This window comes from Sulfitobacter sp. HI0040, assembly GCF_001634885.1.
GTDB lineage: Bacteria > Pseudomonadota > Alphaproteobacteria > Rhodobacterales > Rhodobacteraceae > Sulfitobacter.
Window position 1 is genome coordinate 17,383 of record NZ_LWEX01000013.1, and the last position, 20,653, is coordinate 38,035.

Consider the following 20,653-nt stretch of genomic DNA (forward strand, 5'->3'; position numbering starts at 1 on the left):
GCAATAAAGGGAGGAAAGCAAATGCCATTGGATTTTGATGCACTGTCGAACTGGGACTTTGAGGAAATCGAACAGACGCTGACTGAGCGGGATACCATCCTGTATGCACTCGGCCTTGGGTTCGGCGAGGATCCGACCGACAAGAAGGAGTTGGCCTATGTCTATGAAGACGGGCTGAAGGCAGTTCCCTCGATGGCGGTCATTTTGGGCTATCCCGGCTTCTGGCTGCGCGACCCCAAGACCGGCGTAAACTGGCAAAAAGTGCTGCACGGAGAACAGTGGCTCGACATCTACAAACCGCTGCCGACACATGGCCGGATTGTCGGCCGCAGCAAGATCGACTTCATCGCCGACAAGGGCGAGGGCAAGGGAGCCGTCATTTACCAAAGCCGCGACATTGTCGACGCGGACAGCGGTGAAAAACTGGCGCGCGTGGCGATGTCGGCTTTCTGTCGCGGTGATGGGGGGTTTGGCGGTGAAAACCAGGCGGGTCCGGCACCCGCAGTGCTGCCTGATCGGGCGCCTGATCATGTATGTGATATCGATACCCTGCCGCGCCAAGCCCTTATTTATCGTCTCAGCGGTGATTTCAATCCGCTTCATGCTGACCCGGATGTGGCCCGTTCTGTCGGGTTCGACCGCCCGATCCTGCATGGTCTGGCGACCTATGGGCTGGCGGCCCGGGCGATTCTAAAGACGTTGCTTGACTATGATTCTGCCCGGCTTGTCGGTCTGGATGTTCGGTTCTCGGCTCCGGTCTATCCCGGCGAAACCGTGCGGTTCGAAATATGGGAAGAGGACGGTGAGGCCCGGTTTCGAGCATCTATTCCGGCACGCGACGTGGTTGTTCTGAACAACGGCGCGGCGCGCTTCGTCTGAGGCAGTGAAGATGCCTCAACCGCTCAAGGATATTCTGGTGCTGGATTTCAGCACACTTCTTCCCGGTCCGATGGCGACGCTCATGCTGTCCGAGGCCGGCGCCGAAGTGATCAAGTTCGAGCGTCCCGGAGTCGGCGAGGACGCGCGCCAAACCGAGCCCATGATCGACGGAGAGAGCATCGGATTTGCTGTGTTGAACCACGGCAAGCGATCGGTTGCCATCGACCTCAAGTCAGGGGGCGCAGTGGAACTTCTGCGCCCCTTGATCGAGAAGGCCGATGTTCTGGTAGAGCAGTTCCGTCCCGGCGTGATGGACCGGCTCGGGCTTGGTTATGAAGCTGTGCGCGAGATCAATCCCGGTCTCATCTATTGTTCGATCACCGGCTATGGCCAGACCGGACCAAAGGCCAGCTCCGCCGGCCACGACCTCAACTACGTCGGTGATGCGGGTATCCTGTCGCTCAGTCGCGGACCGGATGACCAGCCAACGACACCGTTCGGGCTGGTCGCCGATATCGGGGGCGGAACATATCCGGCGGTGATGAATATCCTGCTGGCCCTGATAGCGCGGCAGGCAAGCGGGCAAGGGACGCATCTGGATATCGCAATGGCCGAGGGGGCGTTCGCCTTTGCCTATTGGGCCCATGCCGAAGGTGTGATCGCCGGACAGAGTATTAAAAGCGGCGGCAGCCGCCTGACGGGTGGCCTGGCCCGTTATCGGCTTTATACGGCTGCGGACGGACGTCAGATCGCCGTCGGCGCGTTGGAAGAAAAGTTCTGGCAGTCGTTCTGCGATGTCATTGGTTTGCCGGTGGCCCTTCGCGATGACTGGTCCGATCCAAATGCCTGTGCCGCGGAGGTTGCACGTCTTCTGAGGGAACACCCCTCGACCCATTGGGAGCCTCTGCTGGCTGCGGCCGATTGCTGCTGTTCGGTCGTGAAAACGCCCGCCGAGGCGGCGCGCGACCCGCATTTCAAAGCGCGTGACGTGTTCGGACGGGCCGTAAAAATCTCCGACCGGAACGCGCCCGCTTTGCCGCTGCCAATTGCGTCGGAGTTCCGTTCTTCGGGAAATTCGTTTGGAGTTGCAGCCACTCTGGGCGAAGACAATGCGCGTTATGGCGTGGACCAACCGAAGACAGAGTAAATCCCGTTGACGGGCAGGATTTGAATCGGTAATCTAACAAGTGTTAGAAAAATGGAGAAGCCAATGGACAAGTCCCACGATGACCTGCCGGCTGAAGCCGAGCGATATGTCATGCCATCGCGCTTTGTGGAAAGCGATAGCCTGGAAGTGCAGGATTTCGTGACATCGGCTTTGCGGGGTCTTCCCGCGGACGCAACCCATCGAGACAAGGCGATTCGGCTGTTCGAATCGGTGCGCGACGATATTCGCTATGATCCCTATTGTTTCGCGCTGGATGAGGACTCTTACCGTGCCAGCCGTATCGCTGGGGCGGAAGCGGCGTTTTGCGTTCCCAAGGCAATTCTGCTGGCGGCTTGTCTGCGTGCTGTGGGTATCCCCGCCGCTCTGGGGTTCGCGGATGTGCGCAACCACCTGAATACACCCAAGTTGCAGGAATTGATGGAGACCGATCTCTTTATCTACCACGGCTATGTTCAGCTGTGGTTGGGGAATGAGGCCTACAAGGTGACACCTGCATTCAACATGGAACTGTGTGAAAGATTCGGGGTCAAACCCCTAGTCTTCGACGGCTATAATGACGCGCTCTTTCATGAGTTCGACGAACAGAATCACCGACACATGGAATATGTGAACGACCGTGGTCTCTATTTCGACGCGCCGATGGGTGAGTTCCTGGTGGCGTTCAAGGAAACCTATCCGAAGCTGGAAGAATTCAACCGCATCCGGATATCCAAGGATGCGAGCGGATACGATGACGGTTTCGCAAAGGAGGGTGCCTCTTGAGGTATCTGGAAGACTTCTCGCCGGGCCAAGTCTATCGCTTTCGCAGCGCTCCGATGAGCGCGGATTCGATAAAGGCCTTTGCCAAGGAGTGGGATCCGCAGCGACTGCACACCGATGAAGACTATGCAACCGCCATACATGGCAGCCTGATCGCCTCGGGCTTTCAGACCATGCTTGAGGTGTTCAAGCCGGTCATGACCGAGATGATGGTCGATGTTGCCAATATCGGCGGCATGGGCTTTGACAATTTGCGCTGGCTGCGGCCTGTGCACCCGAACGAACCCCTTGATGTCGAACTGACGGTCAACTCGGTCACACCGTCAAAAAGCAAGCCCGACAGAGGTGTTTTGCACTATACGCTCAGCGCCAAAAACCCCGAGGGCGAGGTCGTTTTTTCGACCGACACCCCCGTGATGATCCAGCGAAAACAAAATGACACAAACTGATATCCTTTCCAGCGAACAAGACGACCTTCGCCTTTTGCGCGAGAGCGTGCGCACGTTGTTTGAACGGGCGGGCGGAAGTGACAGGGCCCGACAACTCCGTGATGCCGGGGGCGGTTTCGATCCGGAGATGGTCCGGGAACTGGCCGAGGCCGGTGTTTTCGGCGTGGCGGTGCCCGAAGATCAGGGCGGGCTTGGCATGGGCCTCGCCGTCGGCGGCATCATCGCCGAAGAGGTCGGTCGCGTGATTGCCCCGGAACCAGTCGTTTTGACGATCGGTCTGAGCCTCGGCCTTCTGCGCCGCCTTTGTCCGGATCATCCGAAGATGGCACAGCTCATCGGCGGCGAAATTTCTCTGGCGGTTGCCTGGCAGGAACGCGGTCCGGGCGGGGCGCCCGCCGATGCGACCTGCCGATACGCGGACGGTAAGCTGACCGGTGGCAAGGCCTGGGTCGTCGGTGCGACCGGATCGCAAGGGTTCCTCGTCGTGGCCGAACAAGATGAGGGGCCGGTTCTGGTCTTGGCCGAGGCGGACGCGGACGGCCTTGTTATTGACAAGCGGACGCAGGCCGACGGCAGCTCCTCGGGCGAGCTTTCTTTTTCGGGAACGCCAGCTGCGGAACTTGCCCGCGGCGATGCGGTTCAAGCCGCGCTTGAGGAGGCTGTCGTCGATACCACGGCGCTTGCCGCAGCCGAGCTTGTCGGCCTGAGCGGTCGCGCCTTCGAGATCACGCTCGACTACATCAAGACGCGCGAGCAGTTCGACAAGCCGATCGGATCATTCCAGGTCATCCAGCACCGCGCCGTCGACCTTAACGTGATGTGCGAGGTCGCGCAGGCCGGAGTGCGGGCGGCGCTTGTGCAGATGGACAGCGAAACCGATCCGAAGGTTCGGACCCCTATTGCCAGCCGGGCCAAGGCGCGCGCGGTCACGGCCGCCAAGAAAATCACCCGCGACGCGATCCAGTTGCATGGCGCAGTCGGATACACGGATGAGTTCGATATCGGGCTCTACCTGAACCGGGCGTTGGTGCTGTCGGCCTGGTTGGGCGACGATACCTATCACAGGCGGATTTGGTTCGAGGCACGCGAAGCAGAGGGGGCAGCACAATGACCGACTGGAATGCAATGAGCGATGCGGAATTCCGCAAAGAAGTGCGCCAGTTCTTCGAAGCGGAATATCCCGAGGAGCTACGTCATCTGCCGCATCGCCCGAAGTTCGCCGAGATCGAACATTGGCACCGCAAGCTTCACGCCAAGGGCTGGGTCGCACCAGCCTGGCCCGCTGAATTCGGCGGTATGGGCCTGAACGCTGCCAAGCTGCTGATCTTTTATGAAGAGCAGCAGCGCTGGGGCGTCAATCGCGGCCGCGACATGGGCGTGCAGATGGTCGGGCCCCTGATCATCAAATTCGGCACCCGGGAACAGAAAGATTACTGGCTGCCGCGTATCCTGAGTTGCGAAGACATCTGGTGCCAGGGATACTCGGAACCCGGCGCCGGGTCCGATCTGGCGAACCTGCGAACACGCGCAGAGATTGACGGGGACGACTTTGTCATCAACGGACAGAAGATCTGGACCACGATGGCGCATGACGCTACGCATATTTTCATGCTTGTGCGCACCGATCCGGATGCGCCCAAGAAACAACAGGGCATCAGTTTCCTGCTCGCTCCGATGGATCAGCCCGGAGTCGATGTGCGCACGATCACGACCCTGTCGGGCGAGACCGAGTTTTGCGAGGTCTTCTTTGACGATGCCCGGACGCCCCGCGAGAACCTTGTCGGCGAGCTGAACAAGGGCTGGACGATGGCGAAGGCGCTCCTGAGCTTCGAGCGCATTTTCATCGGCTCTCCAAGTCTGGCCCAGAACGCTCTGGGACAGCTTGAGAGCTTTGCCCGTGGCCGTGGCGCGTTTGACGATCCGGTGTTCCGCGATCGTTTTGCCCAGGCCGCGCTCGATGTCGAAGACCACGCCGCGCTTTACACTCGTTTCGCCGACCAGCTCAAGCGGGGCGAAACGCTGGGCGCAGATGTCTCGATGCTCAAGATCTGGGTGACCGAGTGCTTTCAGCGCATTACCGAGCTGATGATCGAAGCGGCCGGCCCCGATGGCGGCTCCATCGGGCCGCTTCAGGTCGGCAACGTAAGTGTCGATGTTCTGGCGAGTTTCTACAAGGCCAGACCTACCACGATCTACGGTGGATCGAACGAAATCCAAAGAAACATCTTGTCCAAGGCCGTCCTGGGACTGCCTGGCTGAATCACTACCCCACGGAGGAAATAGAACCATGTCGGAGCGTTATGCGAAGTACGACAAACTGAAATTTGACTACCCGGCGGATCGCGTGTTGCGCATCACGTTCGACCGGCCCGAGAGCTTCAACTCGGTCGATGCCGAAACCCACACCCAGATGACGGACATGTGGGTCGATATCGACCGCGACCCGGACATCAACTCGGTCATCGTGACCGGTGCGGGCAAGGCGTTTTCCGCCGGTGGTGATTTCAGCCTGATTGAGAAGATGATCGGCGACTCGCACGAGATCATGAAGACGTGGAAAGAGGCCAAGGATCTCGTCTACAACATCATCAACTGCAACAAGCCGATCATTTCCGCGATCAATGGCCCTGCGGCAGGCGCGGGCCTTGTGGTTGCCATCCTGGCCGACATCTCAATCGCCGGAAAACGGGCAAAGATTGTCGATGGTCATCCGCGTCTGGGCGTTGCCGCTGGCGATGTCGCGGCGATCATCTGGCCGCTGCTGACCTCGATGGCCAAGGCGAAATACTATCTGATGACCTGCAAGCCGGTGTCGGGCGAAGAGGCCGAGCGCATCGGTCTGGTGTCAATGTGCGTCGAGGATGACGAGCTTCAGCAGATCGCTTTGGACACGGCTGTCGAACTGGCCAACGGCTCGCAAAGCGCGATCCGCTGGACCAAGTATTCGCTGAACAACTGGCTGCGCCAGGCCGGGCCGATCTTTGATGCGTCGACTGCGCTGGAGATGCTTGGTTTCATGAGCGAGGACGTCAAGGAAGGTGTGTTGTCGCACCGCGAGAAGCGCGCGCCAAACTTCCGCAAGGACTGCCCGCTCTAACGCCTGATTGGACGAGGAGGCATGGAAATGTCTGAAGATATCTACCGAGATATAGCGCAAGCCTATGCCGCTGCGGCCGAAAAAGCTCCTGGCCTGAAATCGCGATTTGCGGCTGCCGGATTCGATCCGGCAGCCGTCACATCGGTGGCGGACCTCTCGCGTCTTCCAGTGATGAAGAAGGAAGAGCTTCTGAAGATCCAGCGCGAGAACCCGCCCTTTGGCGGGTTTCTGGCGTCTGATCTGAAGGATGTCGGGCGGATCTACGTGTCCCCTGGCCCGATTTTCGAACCGGCCCTTTCGGGCGCGGGCGGTCACGGTCTGGACCTGCTGTTCAAGGCGGCAGGCGTGGGGCCGGGGGATATCATCCTGAACACCTGGATGTATCATCTGGTGCCCGCGGGGCTTTTGTTCGACGAAGCCGCACAGGCCGCAGGCGCCACGGTAATCCCCGGCGGCGTCGGTAATACCGAGCTTCAGGCACAGATCATCTTCGAAACCGGCGTGACTTCGATCTGCGCCTCGACCGCGTTTTTCCTGACGCTGGCGGACAAGGTGATCGAAACCTATGGGCGCGACGCCTGGAAGATGAAAACAGCCTTCCTCGGCGGAGAGATGGGCGACTGGATGGCCAAGCGCCGCCGCATCGAGGAAGATTATGGCGTGTCGACCTGGGCTGCCTATGCCACCGCGGATCTGGGCCTTGTCGCCTATGAGGATGGTGGCGAAGGCTACATGGTTCATCCCGACCGCGTGGTGCAGATCTGCGATCCGGTCAGTGGCGAACAGGTCGCTCACGGGGAACCGGGCGAGGTTGTTGTGACCGCGCGCGATGCCACTTGGCCGATGATCCGGTTCGGCACCGGCGACAGCGCCTTTGCGCTGGAAAGCAACGCGGATGGCACTGTCAGCCGGATTTCAGCATTGCAGGGCCGGGTCGGGGCAGCGGTCAAAGTGCGCGAGATTTTCGTTTATCCGCGTGTGGTTGAAGAAGTTGTCATCGGCACGCCGGGCGCAAAGGCCGCGCAGGCCGTGGTAACGCGCGAGAACGATCGCGACATGATCCGCCTCTCGCTTGTGCTGGAAGACGGTGCCGATACTTCTGCTGCGGAAGCCGCCGCCGCCGATACCTTCAAACTGCATACACGAATTCGCGCCGACGAGGTGAGCATCGTTGCGGAACTACCCGAAAATGCAGAACTGATCGTCAATCAAAAGGACGTCTGAGATCGCGTCTCGATCTTCGGCGACAACCGCTTCGTCAGGAACAGAGCGCATCTTTGGCGGCCTGGTATTCCCGGTCGAGACGGTCGACGTAGTCCGCCGTGGTCATCACCTCTTTCACCGCTCCGATCCCCTGACCGCTGCCCCAGATGTCACGCCAGGCCTTGGGGCGAATGTCGCCGGTGGCCAGATTGAGTTTGTTGCCGATCCCGGCCAGGTTGTCAGGATCGAGACCGACCGCCCGCACCGACGGTTTCAGATAGTTGGCATTCACGCCGCTGAAATAGTCGGTATAGACAATATCATCGGCTCCGCCCTGGACGATCATTTGCTTGTACTCCTCCGACGCGACCGCCTCGGTCATGGCAATGAAGGGGGATCCGATATACCCAAAATCCGCGCCCATGGCCTGCGCTGCCAGAATTGAGCGCCCGGTCGCGATGGACCCGGACAGGGCAAGCGGACCATCGAACCATTCCCGGATTTCCTGAACCAGTGCAAAGGGTGACAAGGCCCCGGCGTGGCCGCCAGCGCCGGCGCAGACCGCGATCAGTCCGTCGGCACCCTTGTCGATCGCTTTCTTGGCGTATTTGTTGTTGATTACATCGTGCAGTACAGTACCGCCGCACTCATCTGCCGCTTGGTTGACGTCTTCCCGTGCGCCCATTGATGTGATCCAGACAGGCACTTTCCAGCGCGCACATATTTCGACGTCCCGCTCAATCCGATCATTCGATCGATGGACGATCTGGTTGACCGCGAATGGCGCGGCGGGCCGATCGGGATTGGCCTGATTGTGCGCGTCAAGCCCTTCGGTGATGCGCTTGAGCCAGGCTTCGAGCAGCGGCGGTTCTCCTTCGGACTCGCGTGCGTTCAGCGCCGGAAAGCTGCCGATGACACCGGCTTTGCACTGGGCGATGACAAGATCCGGTCCGGACACCAGGAACATGGGCGAGCAGATCATGGGCAGTCGCAAGCGGCCGAGAGGGGTGTCGGAGTACATTGTCTATTTCTTTTTTGCTGTTTCAACAGAGGATGCCAGGACCCGTAGCCTCGACGGGCGCGCACGGGAAGGGAAATCGAAACAAACGTGCCAGCAGACCGCAAGGAAATATACAGAACGGGTGAATTTTGCACATGTCTGATTTTCGGACCCGGACTATAGACCGTCGATCAATGCCACTCCTATCGTGTTCCATGCTAGCGAATTCCTGGGAGGAAGAAGTGGTGCCATTGCCGTACAGCCGCTCGGAGCGCGTTGGTCGGATGACCTTCGATTTTCCCGAGAAGTAGAATGCCCTTGATCAAGACGCACGCAAAGAGATGGAACGCATCGCCACGCCGGTGCGCGACGATGACCGCGTGCGCGAGCTGTTGATCACGGGTGCCGGGGGCGCGTTTTGCACCGGAGGTGACAGTATCCGCGGCATCGCGGGCGGGCGCGAGAACCCCGCAGCGATGATGCCCAATTCCAGCAAACAGAGCGTGACGCTCGATCTGGGGTCCAAGGACGGGCGCACCGCTCTGCTGGCGCTGGCAGATACGGCCGATGTTCTAATCGAGAGTTTCCGTCCCGGTACGAAGGAGAAACTGGGACGGGGGTGGGAAACACTCTGTGCCCGCGCCAAGATTTTCGCGGCCCTGAGCGGCGCAAATGTGCCGGACGCCCCGGTGCGCACGCTCGCTGAAGTGGTGTCGGACGAAGACATGCGCGCCCGCAGTATGATCCATGACCTTCCGCATCCTGACCCCACTGAAACAGGACATGCCCGGAGCGATGTCGAGCCTGGTGATCGACATGGGCGCCAGCTATCTGACGCTGGTGATCGGCACGGAACTCATCTTTTGCCGGTTGGGAATGATCCTTGACCCGTTGGGGATCCTGCTGCTGACGCTCCTTATCCTTCTGCCCATCTACGAGGCGAACCATATCAGCCTGATCTGGCTTGGTGTACTCACAACCAAGCTTGTCGAGATGGCCCTGATAACCCCACCGGTGGGGCTGAATGTCTTCGTAGTCAAGAGCATCGTCAGAGTTCCGGCCCCGATTTCAGTGATTTTCAAAGGTGTTCTGTGGTTCCTGGCCGCGAATGTGGCGGTGTTGATCATCATGGTCGCCTTTCCCGAACTGATCATATTCCTGCCGGCGCTCGGCGACTGATTTGGCCATTCCGGCCGTGACGAACCCCGTGCGAAAGCGGATTTTTGAAAAAGAAGAGGAGACCACATGAAACTGACCAATGCGTTTGCCGCGCTGGCGGCGATGGCCGTTCTAGCGGCGACACCGGCCCTGGCCGAGAAGCGGGTGACGATATCCAACTGGACCTCACCCAATCACGCGACATCGCGTGGCCATGCCGCTTTTGCCGAAATGACCAAATCTGAATTTCCGGATGCCTGCGACTTCAAGCTGTTTACTGGCGGTGCCTTGCTTGGCCCCAAGCCAACACTGTCCGGGTTGCGCGACGGTGTCGCCGATGTCGGTCTGCTGGCGTTGACCTATTTCCGGTAGGAAATGCCCTATGCGCAGCTCGTCGCCGATCTCGCTCTTCTGGGCGAGGAACACTATGCCATGGTCGGCGCGACCAGCGAATTCGCCATGCTGCACTGTCAGCCATGCAAGGACGAGTTCGCGAAGAAGGGCATGGTGGCTCTCAGCGGGATCAGCACGGCACCCTACGTATTGCTGACCACCAAGCCGATCATCGACATTGCAGACATGCAAGGCGTAAAGCTGCGCATTGGCGGGTCGGTCTGGGACCGCTGGGCGGTGCGCCTTGGGGCTGAACCGGTGAACGTACCCTCGAGCGAGATGTAGGATGCGATGAGTCATAGTGTCGTCACCGCCGCGGTGCAGCCGATCGGGGCGTTGAAAGGACACAGCCTGATCGAAGTTGCCAAGCATATGATGGAACTGCCGCTGGGTACCTATCATTCCGGTTCGATCTTTGCTGCCGGCCCGAAATTCTGGTCCTCTCTTTCGCCGGAACAATGCGCGCAAATCATTAAGAACGTGCCCGAGGCCGTTGCACAGACCGAGGTGTAGTACGAAACCGACGATCTCGACGTGCTGAAAGAGGCGGGCGGGCTTGGCCTGCAGGTACACCAGCCGCCGCCTGAGTTTCTTCAGGATCTCATTGATTTCCGCTCTGCAGATCTTGACGAAATCTCGCGCATTTCACGCGAGGAACGCCGCATCGAAAACCCAGACGCAATGATCGTGCAATACCGCGAACTAATCGAGAAATGGCATGCTCTGGTCAAGCCGCTGCAACCCATCCGGGACAATCAGCAGCCCTATGCCGATCTCTTGCGTCAGGTGATCTACTCCAGGATCGACCTGACAACCTACCAGAACTGAGCAGTCTTAGTCCGAATGCAATCCTGCCCCTCGCAAAAGGGACCGCCTCGTTCATTCTGTTGTCTGATCAAAGGGTGGCTTCGGTGCCCAGGATATTCGTCACCTGGCTGGACAGAACACCGCCATTGCCATGGGCCAGGGCCAGTTCGGCGCCGTCGATTTGACGATCGCCAGCGTCACCGCGCAGCTGCCGCACCGCCTCAATCAGCGTGAAGATGCCGTACATACCGGGATGCACGCAAGACAGACCGCCACCATTGGTATTGACTGGCAGGTGGCCGCCAGGCGCGATGCCGCCGTTCGCCACAAACGGACCGCCTTCGCCTTTATTGCAGAAGCCCAGATCTTCAAGAAAGAGGATCACATTGATGGTGAACGCGTCATAGAGCTGGACCACGTCGATGTCCGCGGGTTTGACACCCGCCATGCCCATGGCTGTTCGCCCTGATTGCGCCGCGCCGGTCACGGTCAGGTCCTCCATTTCGGAGATGTCGCGGTGCGTCGTACCCTCGCCGCCGCCCAGCAGATACACCGGGGGCTTGGGGTGATCCTTGGCCGTCTCGGCCCGCCGCATAACTATCGCGCCACCGCCATCGGTCACAAGGCAGCAGTCGCGCACCCGCAGAGGGTCCGAAACCGGCCGCGAGGCGATCACATCCTCGCGCGTCAGAGGATCGCGCATGAAAGCGTCGGGGTTCTTTTGTGCCCAGGCGCGGGCCGCCACCGCCACGTCGGCCAGCTGTTCGCGTGTTGTGCCGAATTGCGTCATGTGACGGTCTGCGGCCAGCGCATAGGACGACAGCGGGAACAACGGTCGGTAGGGGGCCTCGTAGGTCGGCAGGCCAAGCGCAGTCATCAGCTTGCCCGAGGCGGTGCGCTGGTTCGATCCGTAGCAGATCAGCACGGTATCAGCGAGCCGCAATTCGAGCAGCATCGCGGCCCAGAGCGTGTGCGACAGGAACGACGAGCCGCCCATGCGATTGTTCATCGTAAACCTAGGGTTCAAGCCCAATTCCTGCGCCAGTGTAAGACCCGACAGCATATCCAGCGGCTGGCAGGTGGCAACGGCATCGACCTCGCCAAGTGCGATCCCCGCATCGGCAAGCGCGCCGTGCACCCCCTCGATTGTGATCTCCATCGAGCTTTTGCCATGGGCCTCGCCGCAGCCTGCCAGCGCTGCGCCGACGATGGCGGCTTTTCCCCGTAAACTCAATTTGCTTCTCCTTCTGGCCGGAAAATCACGGCGGGGTCACCTTCGGCGCCTTCGCCGATCGACGCCGTTACTTTCAACCCGGCGACAATCTGGTCATGCGCGATACCGTCGATGCGCGACATCATTCGTACCCCTTCCTCCAGGTCCACCAGAACCACGTTGTAATCGCCGCCTCGTTCCGGTTTTCGGCGCACGACCGTTCGTGCATAGACGGTGCCCCTCCCGGTTAGCGCGACCCATTTCAGATCCGCGCTGCCGCATGCCGGACAGATCACGCGCGGATGGAATACATGGGTGCCGCAACTGCCACATTTCTGAATCTCGAAGACGCCCTCGGCGAGCTTCGCTGCGAAGACAGCGTCTGGCCCTGGGCCTTGTCCAATGCCGGCCATCTCAGAACCCGATGTGGAAGCCACCGTTCACGCTCAGGTGCTGGCCGGTGATATAGGATGCCGCGTTGGACAACAGGAAACAGACGGGCTGCGCGACTTCTTCAGGGGTGCTCATCCGTCCCATCGGAATCTGCGCCATATACCTGTCGGCGAATTTTTCGGAACGGATGGTCTCGGTCATCGGTGTCTCGACCATTCCGAAACAGACCGAATTGACGTTGATGCGATAACGGCCCCATTCACGCGCGGCGCTCATTGTCAGACCCAGAACCCCGGATTTTGCCGCGCCATAATTGATCTGACCGATGGTGCCGCGACGCCCGGCATCGGATGAGATATTGACGATGGCACGGCGCGCGGCGCTTTCGGGGTCTTTTTCCACCTGATCCTTGTAATAGGTCCCAACGGCCTGCAGGCAGGCGAAGACACCGGTGAGGTTCACGTCGATGACCTGTTGCCAGGTGGCCCGGTCCATCTTGTGGATCATTGCGGCGCGCACGATCCCGGCGTTGTTCACAAGCCCGTTGATGTCGCCGAATTCGTCGAGGGCAAACTTGACGAGCTTCCCGGGAAAGTCCGGGTCGGCCACATTCCCCACGATGGCGCGGGCATTGCCACCGATCTGTTCGGCGGCTTCCTTGACGCCGTCTTCGTTCAGATCGTTCACTACGACCCTGGCACCCAGTTCTGCCGCCAGCGCCGCCACACCGCGACCGATACCCTGTCCGGCGCCTGTGACGATAACCACTTGATTGTCCAATGCCATCGGGTTGATCATTTCTGTCTCCTTTTGTCCTTCGTTTGTTTGGCTCGTCCACTGTCGGTTCACTCAGGTGATCACGACGGTGGTGCGAGCCGCTTGATCACGGCATCGCCATGGGCCAGATGGTGCCCGTCCTGATTGAAGATCTCGCCCTGTACAAAAACCAGTTTGCGTCCGCCCCCGACAATGCGCGCGCGGGCCGTCAGCGTGTCTCCTTCGGCCGCCGGGCCGACGAAACTGGTGGTAAGCGAAAGCGTAAGGCAGCGATGACCGGGGCGGCCATCCCCTGCGTAGGACGCGCAAAAGGTGACCGCGTTGTCCAGCATGGTCGCGTAGACACCGCCATGCACCGAAAAAGCGCCGTTCAGGTGATCGCGTCCGATGGGCAACCGCAACTCGGCTTTGCCACCGGACCACGAGACGAAGCGCACGCCGAGCAATGCGTTGAACGGGGCGGGGATGTCCGGTCTGCCGTCTTGTGCGCTCATATTACGCTGTCTCCTGCCTGGACGAGACCATCACCAAAGCGACCGCCACTGCCGCCATAGCGGCACCTGTGCCCACCGCGCCGAGGATCGGAACCGCCAGACCCGCGTTCGAGGGAAAGGCGAAGGCCAGACCGGCAATACCAAGAAGGACGCGGGCGATTGTTCCTAGCAGACCGGGTTCGATCCGCCCGATGCCAAACAGATACCCCTGAATAGCGGCGCAGATCAGCAGAATGCCGAGACAGGCGCGCAGAACCGTAAGCATGCTTTCGAGTGGACTGGCTTGCAGGATGAACGCCGGATCAAGGACGAAGAAGAAGGGAATTATATAGACGATGCTTCCAAGCTTCATCGCTTCGAAGGCAGACGCAAAGGGTTTGGCCTGGGCGATGGCCGCCGCGGCGAAAGCCGCCAGCGCGACGGGGGGGGTGATATAGCTCAGCATGCTCCAGTAAAGGATAAATAAATGGACGCCGATCGGATCGAGTCCGCCGGCGACCAGGGCGGGTGCCAGCGATACCGCGAGAATCACATAGGCGGCGGTCACGGTCATGCCCATTCCAAGAATGAAACTGGTCAATGCCCCGAGCAGCAGAAGCAGAAAGATGTTGCCGCCCGCGATGAAAAGCAGATCGTTCGAGATTGTCCCGGACATCCCGGTCACCGCCAGCCCGCCGACGATCAGCCCAACCGCCGCAAGAATGGCAACCAGTTCGACGAACAAGCGTCCCGTGGCTATCAGAAAGTTCATCAGCTCTTTTCGCCCCCAGCGTGATTTTGAGAGCAGCTGGTTCAGGACAAGAAGCAGCGCAGTCGCATAAAATGGAGCGATCGCCTCGCGCTTGAGGTAGAGCAACATCCAGATCAGTAGCCCGAAGACGGCGAGAAAGTACCAGCCTTCGCGCAGCACTTTGCCGATCCTGGGAAGGTCGGCGCGCGGAACGCCTTTCAGCCCGTTGCGTGCCGAGTACGCGTCGATTTGTGCGAACAGGCCGAAGAAGTAGAACAGCGAGGGCAGCACCGCCGCCACAACGATGTTGGTGTAGTCGGTCGCCAGGAAAGTTGCCATGACAAAGGCCGTGGCACCCATGATAGGGGGCATCAGAACGGCCCCAGTCGAGGCCGCCGCTTCGATCCCTGCTGCATAAGTGGGCCTGAACCCCACCTTCTTCATCGCTGGAATGGTAATTGATCCGGTCGTCAGCACATTGGTGATCACGCTCCCGCTCATCGAACCGGTCAGTCCGCTGGTCAGAACGCCCACCTTGGCCGGCCCGCCCCGGACATGCCCGAGCGCGGCAAAGGCGCTGTCGATAAAAAACGGTCCTGCGCCGGTATGTTGCATCGCGACCCCGAAGATCATGAACCCCACGACAAGATTGACAAAGCTGCGCATCGGTATGCCCAGCACACTTTCGCCGCTCATCGCGTGGAAAATCGCCGTCTCGACGGGTGAGCGCTGGAAGCCCTGGATCGGGCCGGGCGCATAGCTGGCGACCATGGGGTAGATGGAAAACACTAGAATTACCGCGAAGAGCATCCAGCCGCCCGTCCGCCGCGCCGCGACAAGCAGCAGGAACCAGAAGGTGAAGCTGGCAATCACGGCATTAAGAGGAGCGGCGAAATCCCACCCTTTGTTTACCACGCTGCGCCCGTAGTAGGCAAAGAAGGCGCAGGTGATCAGAGCCAGCAGGGCCAGAAAGTAATCCCACCACCGCGTCGATCCGTAGGGATCTGACTTTGAACAGGGAAAGACAAGAAACACCAGCGGCAGCGTCAGCAGAAGCATCACATAGAGGTAGTGAATTTCGAGCAACCGCACGTTCATGAAGAAGCCCAGATTGAAGAGGTGATTGACCGAGGCCGCTGTCAACAGCACTGCCGAGACGACGAGCAACCAGCGAACGAAGGCGGGCAGCGTGCCCATTCCGGTCGGTTGCGCCGGCGTGTCCTGCGATTTTGGTGCCATGCCCGTATTCCCGTTCTGTGCTGCGTTTCATCCAGCGCGGCGCCCCTGGACGCCGCGCTGTGTCGCATCAGCGAAAGAAGACTTCGTGGCCGGCCTCTTCCAGTGCGGCGGCACGGGCTTCCATCCATGCAGCGGCAAATTCTTCTTCACCCTCGGGAGCGCCGTCGACAAATGCGTTCCAGGCCTGGAGGAGCACCTCTTGCCGTTCCACCAACTTGTCCTGGTTGGCCTGGGCCTCCGGGGTCCAGAAGCCCTTTTCCTTGAAATACGCAACGCTGCCATCGCTCCACGGCATCACCCAAGACAGGATCTGGCGGTCGATCGCATATGCATTGGCACCGGGGGCGGAGTCCTTGTAATCGTCGAACCCGGCGTCAAGCGCGGCGACGATGTTGCGCACCTCGCTGGTATCCTGATCGGTTTCAGTGACGAGAATCGGATAGGGATACTGCGCCATGGGCAGAGGCGAGTCAGGGTCGATGGCGGGTCCCACCGACACCATGTGCGGTGTCACGAAGGGCGTCACGCTGGTATAACGCTGCCACGCTTCGTCTTGGTCCGCGGGTGTTTCAAGCCATTTGAGACCGCGCGGGCTCGATTCGATCTGATAGTTCACGGTCGTCGTCGTCAGGGCAAACGCCGCATCCACGCGATTTTCGAGAATACCCTTGAGAGAGTTCACATAGCCCGAAAACTCCACGGTTTCTACGTCGTCCCATGTCAGGTCGCCAAAGGCCAGAAGACCCTCCATGTTGTTGTCAATCGCGGGAGAACTGACGGCACGAGCGACCCGTTTCCCCTTGAGATCCGCGACGGTTTCGATGCCTGCATCGGCGGCGACAGCGACACCCAGTCCGTAATCGCCGACGGCCTGAAGAACTGCCCGGATTGGCTGCGGCCCCCATTCAGGCGCAGCAAAAAGGAAAACCCCTTCGGCCGCGAAATATGAGGCGATGCCGCACAGGCAGTAATCGACCGTCCCGTTTTTGAGCGGGGTCATCCGCGAGACATCATTCCGTCCTGGAAGCACGCGGACCGTCGATCCGTATCTGCTTCGCATCATGTTGCCGATGGCGATGGAATGGGCATGTCCGGCCGATCCCGTGTCATAGGCCGACCACGCGATCACGTCAGGCAATTCGATTTCCTGGGCATTGGCCGACGCGGCAATCGCCAGAAAGGCAGCAGCGATACCAGTTGACTTGAAGTTCATGATTTTCTCCTCCTTGTTGGTTCTTACTCCGGGAATTCGCATTTTCGGATCAAAGCTCCGAAAATGCGACATCCTTGTCGACGCGTACTTCGGGCGGCAGCCCGAGAATGCGTTCTCCGATGATGGTGCGCTGGATTTCGTCCGATCCCCCGGCAATCCGGTTGCCGGGCGCGGTCAGGTATTCGTTGCGCCAGCGCGCCATGTCATCCCCGGCCTTGGCCGATATGCCCGCCGAAGTTCCCGCCAGATCCATCCCAAAAGCGCCCATTTCCTGCCGCAGCTTGCCCAACAACAACTTGCCGATCGAGCCCTCTTCTCCCGGTGCCTGGCCGCGCGAGAGCGACGTCATGACCCTGTAAGAGGTGAATTCCAGTCCGCGTTGACGCGCGATGAAATCGGCAATGCGCGCACGCACCTCGCCGTCCTCGATGGCCGGGCGACCGTTCCGTTCGACACGGGTAGCCAGATCAATCAATTCCTCGGCCCGCGCACCGCCACTGGCCCGGCCGACGGAAATACTGAACCGTTCGTTCATGAGTGTGGTCAGCGCCACCTTCCACCCTTCGGATACACCGCCCAGGCGGGCGCTGTCTGGTACGCGCAGGTCATCGATGAACACTTCGTTGAAGCTGGAGTTGCCGGAAATCTGGCGAATAGGACGGGTTTCGATGGCCGGGTCGGACATATCCACAAAGAACATAGTCATTCCCTTGTGCTTGGGCACCTGTGGATCGGTGCGCGCCAGCAGGATGCCGTGGGTGGAATAATGCGCCCCCGAGGTCCAGACCTTCTGACCGGAAATCACCCATTCGTCGCCTTCGCGGCGCGCACGGGTGCGGATACCGGCCAAATCGGACCCGGCGGCGGGTTCGGAAAAAAGCTGGCACCAGATCTCTTCGCCCGTCAGAGCCCGAGCCAGGAACTTTGTTTTCTGGTCTTCGGTGCCGTGGATCATGATCGTAGGTCCAACCAGCCCGATACCGATCAGAAAGACGTTGGGCGGGACGGCGTAGCGCCCTTCCTCCTGATTCCAGATCACTTGCTCGATCGGATTGGCGTCACGCCCGCCGAAAGCGCGAGGCCATGTCAGCCCCGCCCAGCCTGCATCGGCCTTTCGTGCCTGCCAGTTGCGCGCACGAGCAACTTCGTCGGCATCGCGGGCCATGAAATGGTCCTGGGCCTTTTCGCTCCCATTGCGACGGGTCGCGTTGGCATCAAGCCAGTCGCGCGCCTTGGCGCGGAACGCGGCTTCTTCCGGGCTGTCGCTGAAATCCATCTGCACTTTGTCCTTGTCAGTTCGCGGCCCTTTGGCCGTCCGCCAGATTGCAAAGCAGCCGCTCGCGCCACAAATCGGCCAGGCCGAGTTCGGCCTTCAACTGCCATCCTCGCCGCAGAAACAAATGCGGGTCGGCCGCCCAGGTGAACCCGATCCCACCGTGAAGCTGCACCGATTCCTCAGTGGTGAATTGCACTGCATCGAGAGCCGCGAGGCGTGCTACCGCCGCCGCTTCGGACAGCCGTTCATCCCCGCTCGCCAGCGCCCAGGCGCCGAAAAAAGCATTGGACCGTGCCAGTTCGATCTTGGCGAACATGTCCGCGAGCCGGTGCTTGACCGCCTGAAAACTGCCGATCTGGCGTCCGAACGCCTGCCGCTCGCAGGCATAGTCTCTGGTCAGAAAGAGTGCCCGCTCGGCCAGGCCGATCTGTTCGAAGGCGGCCAGCACTGCGGCGCCGTCCAGAAGAGTCCGGATCGCTGCGGGATCGGAGCCGGGAAGCAGTTCAACCGGCGTGTCGTGAAAGACGATCTCGGACGTGGAACGGGTGCGATCAATCGCATCCAGCGCGCTGAGCGATACCGACGGGTCGGAAATATCGGCCAGATAAAGGCGTGCGGTGCCGCCTTCGTCCAAGGCGGCGACGATCGCGAATGACGCATCGGATGCGAACGGAACTGATGATTTCCGGCCCGAAAGGCGATCCTGCAACACTTCTGCCGAGACCCGTTCCGGTGCAGACCCTCCATCCTCGGCAAGCGCGGCGGTAACAATCATGCGGCCTTCGGCGATTCCGGGAAGCAGACATTCCCTTTGGCTTTGTGTACCTAGGTCCTGAATCGCGGGGGTCGCCAGGCCAAGAACCGGGCCAAAAGGTACGGCGGCTAGGCTACGGCCGATCTCTTCGGCGACAATTGCCATTTCGATCGCCCCCATCGCTGACCCCCCGTAGTCTTCAGCAATCGCAAGACCTAGCCATCCGCCGTTCGCCAAGGCGGCCCAGGTTGCGGAATCGAACCCGTTCGCAGCCTCTAGACACTCATGCGCCACCGCGAGAGTGGCGTGATCGCTCAGCATTCGTCCCAGCGTGTCGCGTATGGCATCGTGTTCGTCGGAAAAGCCGAAATTCATGCTGGTTCTCTTCGGGTCATGGCATTTGGCGCCTGTTCACGAAAAGGGTAGGCGCGCGTTCGGTATGTCCCAAACGCTATCCGTTACCAGCCGCGTGAAACCACATATGTGCTGTGGGGTGGGAAAAGGGGGCAATGGAGCGAAGAAGGCGATTCAACAAGAATGTGCTCAATCGGCCTGAAAGCCGCAAAAACGAAGCAGTCGATTGATTGCTGTCGAGCTTACCGCCTAACGTGAAGAAACCGGGTTGTGTTCCGGGCGCAGGGCAGATGTGGCCGAACCCTCTCAGAAATTGAAACTGATCAAGGGAATTTTGCGGAATGGAAACTGTAGGACTCGGGTTTTGTTACGAAGATTTGCCTGTGGGGCGCAGGTTTCGGACCATTGGCCGCACCGTGACCGAAACCGATATCACGAATTTTGTCAGCGTCACCGGCATGCTTGAGGTCTTGTTCATCAATCGTGACTTCCGGGAGAAGGAATCCAATATCCCCGGTTTCGCCGCGCCCGGTGCGCTGGTCTATACCTTCATGGAAGGGCTCTTAACCCAATCCACAATGCAACATACAGGCTTTGCCTTTCTGGACATGGAACTGAAGGTCATGGGGCCCACATTTGCCGGGGACACCATCCATTGTGAGGTCGAGGTAACAGAATCGCGCCGGTCGAAGAGCCGTCTGAACCGCGGATTGGTGCGGACGCGAAACAAGGTGTTCAAGCAAACCGGAGAACAGGTATTGGAGTATACGCCGTTGCGGATGATCAAAGCCCACACGACGGATAAAGAGCCGGGAAAGCCATAGGCCTTTTCCGGATAGCGGCACTGGAGACATGACTATGAAAACCGCGCAATCTGACCGAGCCGAAGCCACCGGGCGCACATCGGAAGGGCCCCGGTCTTTGACGCGTATCCTTGCGTTGTTCGATCTTTTGGCGCGCTGCAAACGTCACATGTCTCTTTCGGAACTCAGTATCGCGATTGATTGCCCCAAGAGCAGTTTACTGGTGCTGCTTCGGCCCCTCACCGAGAAGGGGTATCTGATGCGCGAGGAAGACAATTACTTTCTGGGTCCGAGAATTTTTCAGTTCGCCCAGTCAATTCTGACCAACCACCCGTTCGAATCGGTCCTGCGCGGGGTGATGAATGATGTGGTTAACCAGACCAGTGAAACCATCCTGTTTGCAGTCCGGGACGGCGAGAAAGTCATTTATTCGTCGGTCATCGAAAGCCCCCAGCCCGTTCGGTATGTCGCCCAACAGGGGATCAACCGGCCAT

Annotated in this window: 25 protein-coding genes; 16 read left to right on the plus strand and 9 right to left on the minus strand. The window is 59.9% G+C overall.

The annotated features are described in order from the left end of the window. The first annotated feature begins 21 nt into the window (after positions 1-21). The 8 genes from A3728_RS01465 to A3728_RS01500 all read left to right on the plus strand — a co-directional run bounded on the left by A3728_RS01465 (position 22) and on the right by A3728_RS01500 (position 7,576). On the plus strand, positions 22-879 hold the full coding sequence (locus A3728_RS01465) for a MaoC/PaaZ C-terminal domain-containing protein (protein WP_201722125.1): 858 nt from the start codon (positions 22-24) through the stop codon (positions 877-879). Positions 880-889: 10 nt separating this feature from the next. After that, positions 890-2,026, plus strand: a complete 1,137-nt coding sequence (locus A3728_RS01470; RefSeq protein ID WP_067919620.1) for a CaiB/BaiF CoA transferase family protein — start codon at positions 890-892, stop codon at positions 2,024-2,026. Positions 2,027-2,089: 63 nt separating this feature from the next. Further along, positions 2,090-2,809, plus strand: a complete 720-nt coding sequence (locus tag A3728_RS01475) for a transglutaminase-like domain-containing protein (RefSeq protein ID WP_067919622.1) — start codon at positions 2,090-2,092, stop codon at positions 2,807-2,809. Then, positions 2,806-3,255: a MaoC family dehydratase gene (locus tag A3728_RS01480; RefSeq protein WP_027264320.1), complete on the plus strand. Its 450-nt coding sequence runs from the start codon at positions 2,806-2,808 to the stop codon at positions 3,253-3,255. The genes A3728_RS01475 and A3728_RS01480 overlap by 4 nt, the downstream gene beginning before the upstream one ends. Next, complete coding sequence (locus A3728_RS01485) at positions 3,242-4,366, plus strand: acyl-CoA dehydrogenase family protein (protein ID WP_067919624.1); 1,125 nt, start codon at positions 3,242-3,244, stop codon at positions 4,364-4,366. The genes A3728_RS01480 and A3728_RS01485 overlap by 14 nt, the downstream gene beginning before the upstream one ends. Next, a complete protein-coding gene (locus tag A3728_RS01490; RefSeq protein WP_067919626.1) occupies positions 4,363-5,514 on the plus strand; it encodes an acyl-CoA dehydrogenase family protein in 1,152 nt (383 codons plus the stop codon). The genes A3728_RS01485 and A3728_RS01490 overlap by 4 nt, the downstream gene beginning before the upstream one ends. 28 nt (positions 5,515-5,542) lie before the next feature. Continuing rightward, the gene (locus tag A3728_RS01495; protein ID WP_067919628.1) at positions 5,543-6,352 is read left to right on the plus strand and encodes an enoyl-CoA hydratase/isomerase family protein; all 810 of its coding nucleotides are present in this window, start codon (positions 5,543-5,545) and stop codon (positions 6,350-6,352) included. 27 nt (positions 6,353-6,379) lie between these two features. Continuing rightward, positions 6,380-7,576, plus strand: a complete 1,197-nt coding sequence (locus tag A3728_RS01500; protein WP_236630390.1) for a phenylacetate--CoA ligase family protein — start codon at positions 6,380-6,382, stop codon at positions 7,574-7,576. Between the two features lie 34 nt (positions 7,577-7,610). Here the strand turns inward: A3728_RS01500 and A3728_RS01505 are convergent, their stop codons facing one another. Continuing rightward, the gene (locus A3728_RS01505) at positions 7,611-8,576 is read right to left on the minus strand and encodes an NAD(P)H-dependent flavin oxidoreductase (protein ID WP_067919635.1); all 966 of its coding nucleotides are present in this window, start codon (positions 8,574-8,576) and stop codon (positions 7,611-7,613) included. A gap of 320 nt (positions 8,577-8,896) precedes the next feature. On the opposite strand from A3728_RS01505, the gene A3728_RS23570 reads away from it, so the two are divergent. From A3728_RS23570 to A3728_RS23590, 6 genes are all read left to right on the plus strand, one after another. Then, positions 8,897-9,442, plus strand: coding sequence for a CoA transferase (locus A3728_RS23570; RefSeq protein ID WP_067919638.1), 546 nt, complete (start codon positions 8,897-8,899; stop codon positions 9,440-9,442). Next, positions 9,372-9,734, plus strand: coding sequence for a TRAP transporter large permease subunit (locus A3728_RS01515; protein WP_236630391.1), 363 nt, complete (start codon positions 9,372-9,374; stop codon positions 9,732-9,734). The genes A3728_RS23570 and A3728_RS01515 overlap by 71 nt, the downstream gene beginning before the upstream one ends. 66 nt (positions 9,735-9,800) lie before the next feature. Then, positions 9,801-10,085: a hypothetical protein gene (locus A3728_RS23575; RefSeq protein ID WP_236630392.1), complete on the plus strand. Its 285-nt coding sequence runs from the start codon at positions 9,801-9,803 to the stop codon at positions 10,083-10,085. Positions 10,086-10,088: 3 nt separating this feature from the next. Further along, positions 10,089-10,391: a hypothetical protein gene (locus A3728_RS23580; protein ID WP_236630393.1), complete on the plus strand. Its 303-nt coding sequence runs from the start codon at positions 10,089-10,091 to the stop codon at positions 10,389-10,391. A gap of 6 nt (positions 10,392-10,397) precedes the next feature. After that, the gene (locus A3728_RS23585; protein WP_236630394.1) at positions 10,398-10,619 is read left to right on the plus strand and encodes a hypothetical protein; all 222 of its coding nucleotides are present in this window, start codon (positions 10,398-10,400) and stop codon (positions 10,617-10,619) included. Between the two features lie 21 nt (positions 10,620-10,640). After that, positions 10,641-10,934, plus strand: a complete 294-nt coding sequence (locus A3728_RS23590) for a hypothetical protein (protein WP_236630395.1) — start codon at positions 10,641-10,643, stop codon at positions 10,932-10,934. Between the two features lie 67 nt (positions 10,935-11,001). On the opposite strand, the gene A3728_RS01525 is transcribed toward A3728_RS23590, so the two are convergent. From A3728_RS01525 to A3728_RS01560, 8 genes are all read right to left on the minus strand, one after another. Then, positions 11,002-12,147: a thiolase gene (locus tag A3728_RS01525; protein WP_067919640.1), complete on the minus strand. Its 1,146-nt coding sequence runs from the start codon at positions 12,145-12,147 to the stop codon at positions 11,002-11,004. Further along, a complete protein-coding gene (locus A3728_RS01530; protein WP_067919641.1) occupies positions 12,144-12,539 on the minus strand; it encodes a Zn-ribbon domain-containing OB-fold protein in 396 nt (131 codons plus the stop codon). The genes A3728_RS01525 and A3728_RS01530 overlap by 4 nt, the downstream gene beginning before the upstream one ends. 1 nt (position 12,540) lies before the next feature. After that, positions 12,541-13,317, minus strand: a complete 777-nt coding sequence (locus A3728_RS01535) for an SDR family NAD(P)-dependent oxidoreductase (protein ID WP_067919642.1) — start codon at positions 13,315-13,317, stop codon at positions 12,541-12,543. A gap of 59 nt (positions 13,318-13,376) precedes the next feature. Next, positions 13,377-13,790: a PaaI family thioesterase gene (locus A3728_RS01540; RefSeq protein WP_150120602.1), complete on the minus strand. Its 414-nt coding sequence runs from the start codon at positions 13,788-13,790 to the stop codon at positions 13,377-13,379. A gap of 1 nt (position 13,791) precedes the next feature. Beyond that, on the minus strand, positions 13,792-15,759 hold the full coding sequence (locus A3728_RS01545; RefSeq protein WP_067919643.1) for a TRAP transporter permease: 1,968 nt from the start codon (positions 15,757-15,759) through the stop codon (positions 13,792-13,794). A gap of 67 nt (positions 15,760-15,826) precedes the next feature. Beyond that, on the minus strand, positions 15,827-17,044 hold the full coding sequence (locus A3728_RS01550; protein WP_236630396.1) for a TAXI family TRAP transporter solute-binding subunit: 1,218 nt from the start codon (positions 17,042-17,044) through the stop codon (positions 15,827-15,829). After that, entirely contained in the window at positions 17,022-18,248 is a 1,227-nt protein-coding gene (locus A3728_RS01555) for an acyl-CoA dehydrogenase family protein (RefSeq protein ID WP_067919649.1), read from the minus strand. Before A3728_RS01555 ends, A3728_RS01550 begins: the two co-directional genes overlap by 23 nt. Before the next feature lie 16 nt (positions 18,249-18,264). Beyond that, positions 18,265-19,377, minus strand: a complete 1,113-nt coding sequence (locus A3728_RS01560; protein ID WP_067919651.1) for an acyl-CoA dehydrogenase family protein — start codon at positions 19,375-19,377, stop codon at positions 18,265-18,267. A gap of 320 nt (positions 19,378-19,697) precedes the next feature. Between A3728_RS01560 and A3728_RS01565 the strand changes: the two genes are divergently transcribed. Together A3728_RS01565 and A3728_RS01570 are read left to right on the plus strand one after the other, a co-directional pair. Continuing rightward, positions 19,698-20,180, plus strand: coding sequence for a MaoC family dehydratase (locus A3728_RS01565; protein ID WP_067919653.1), 483 nt, complete (start codon positions 19,698-19,700; stop codon positions 20,178-20,180). Positions 20,181-20,214: 34 nt separating this feature from the next. Next, a partial coding sequence (locus A3728_RS01570) for an IclR family transcriptional regulator (RefSeq protein WP_150120603.1) occupies positions 20,215-20,653 on the plus strand: 439 nt, incomplete at its 3' end.

Bases quoted from the DNA above. Each gene is read 5' to 3' on its own strand.
- A3728_RS01500 (WP_236630390.1), top strand. From the start codon at position 6,380: ATGTCTGAAGATATCTACCGAGATATAGCGCAAGCCTATGCCGCTGCG.
- A3728_RS01495 (WP_067919628.1), top strand. From the start codon at position 5,543: ATGTCGGAGCGTTATGCGAAGTACGACAAACTGAAATTTGACTACCCG.
- A3728_RS01550 (WP_236630396.1), bottom strand. From the start codon at position 17,044: ATGTCGCATTTTCGGAGCTTTGATCCGAAAATGCGAATTCCCGGAGTA.
- A3728_RS01490 (WP_067919626.1), top strand. From the start codon at position 4,363: ATGACCGACTGGAATGCAATGAGCGATGCGGAATTCCGCAAAGAAGTG.
- A3728_RS01465 (WP_201722125.1), top strand. From the start codon at position 22: ATGCCATTGGATTTTGATGCACTGTCGAACTGGGACTTTGAGGAAATC.
- A3728_RS01565 (WP_067919653.1), top strand. From the start codon at position 19,698: ATGGAAACTGTAGGACTCGGGTTTTGTTACGAAGATTTGCCTGTGGGG.
- A3728_RS01505 (WP_067919635.1), bottom strand. From the start codon at position 8,576: ATGTACTCCGACACCCCTCTCGGCCGCTTGCGACTGCCCATGATCTGC.
- A3728_RS01555 (WP_067919649.1), bottom strand. From the start codon at position 18,248: ATGGATTTCAGCGACAGCCCGGAAGAAGCCGCGTTCCGCGCCAAGGCG.
- A3728_RS23580 (WP_236630393.1), top strand. From the start codon at position 10,089: ATGCCCTATGCGCAGCTCGTCGCCGATCTCGCTCTTCTGGGCGAGGAA.
- A3728_RS23585 (WP_236630394.1), top strand. From the start codon at position 10,398: ATGAGTCATAGTGTCGTCACCGCCGCGGTGCAGCCGATCGGGGCGTTG.
- A3728_RS23570 (WP_067919638.1), top strand. From the start codon at position 8,897: ATGGAACGCATCGCCACGCCGGTGCGCGACGATGACCGCGTGCGCGAG.
- A3728_RS01560 (WP_067919651.1), bottom strand. From the start codon at position 19,377: ATGAATTTCGGCTTTTCCGACGAACACGATGCCATACGCGACACGCTG.
- A3728_RS01540 (WP_150120602.1), bottom strand. From the start codon at position 13,790: ATGAGCGCACAAGACGGCAGACCGGACATCCCCGCCCCGTTCAACGCA.
- A3728_RS01515 (WP_236630391.1), top strand. From the start codon at position 9,372: ATGGGCGCCAGCTATCTGACGCTGGTGATCGGCACGGAACTCATCTTT.
- A3728_RS01545 (WP_067919643.1), bottom strand. From the start codon at position 15,759: ATGGCACCAAAATCGCAGGACACGCCGGCGCAACCGACCGGAATGGGC.
- A3728_RS01535 (WP_067919642.1), bottom strand. From the start codon at position 13,317: ATGATCAACCCGATGGCATTGGACAATCAAGTGGTTATCGTCACAGGC.
- A3728_RS01475 (WP_067919622.1), top strand. From the start codon at position 2,090: ATGGACAAGTCCCACGATGACCTGCCGGCTGAAGCCGAGCGATATGTC.
- A3728_RS01470 (WP_067919620.1), top strand. From the start codon at position 890: ATGCCTCAACCGCTCAAGGATATTCTGGTGCTGGATTTCAGCACACTT.
- A3728_RS01530 (WP_067919641.1), bottom strand. From the start codon at position 12,539: ATGGCCGGCATTGGACAAGGCCCAGGGCCAGACGCTGTCTTCGCAGCG.
- A3728_RS23575 (WP_236630392.1), top strand. From the start codon at position 9,801: ATGAAACTGACCAATGCGTTTGCCGCGCTGGCGGCGATGGCCGTTCTA.
- A3728_RS01485 (WP_067919624.1), top strand. From the start codon at position 3,242: ATGACACAAACTGATATCCTTTCCAGCGAACAAGACGACCTTCGCCTT.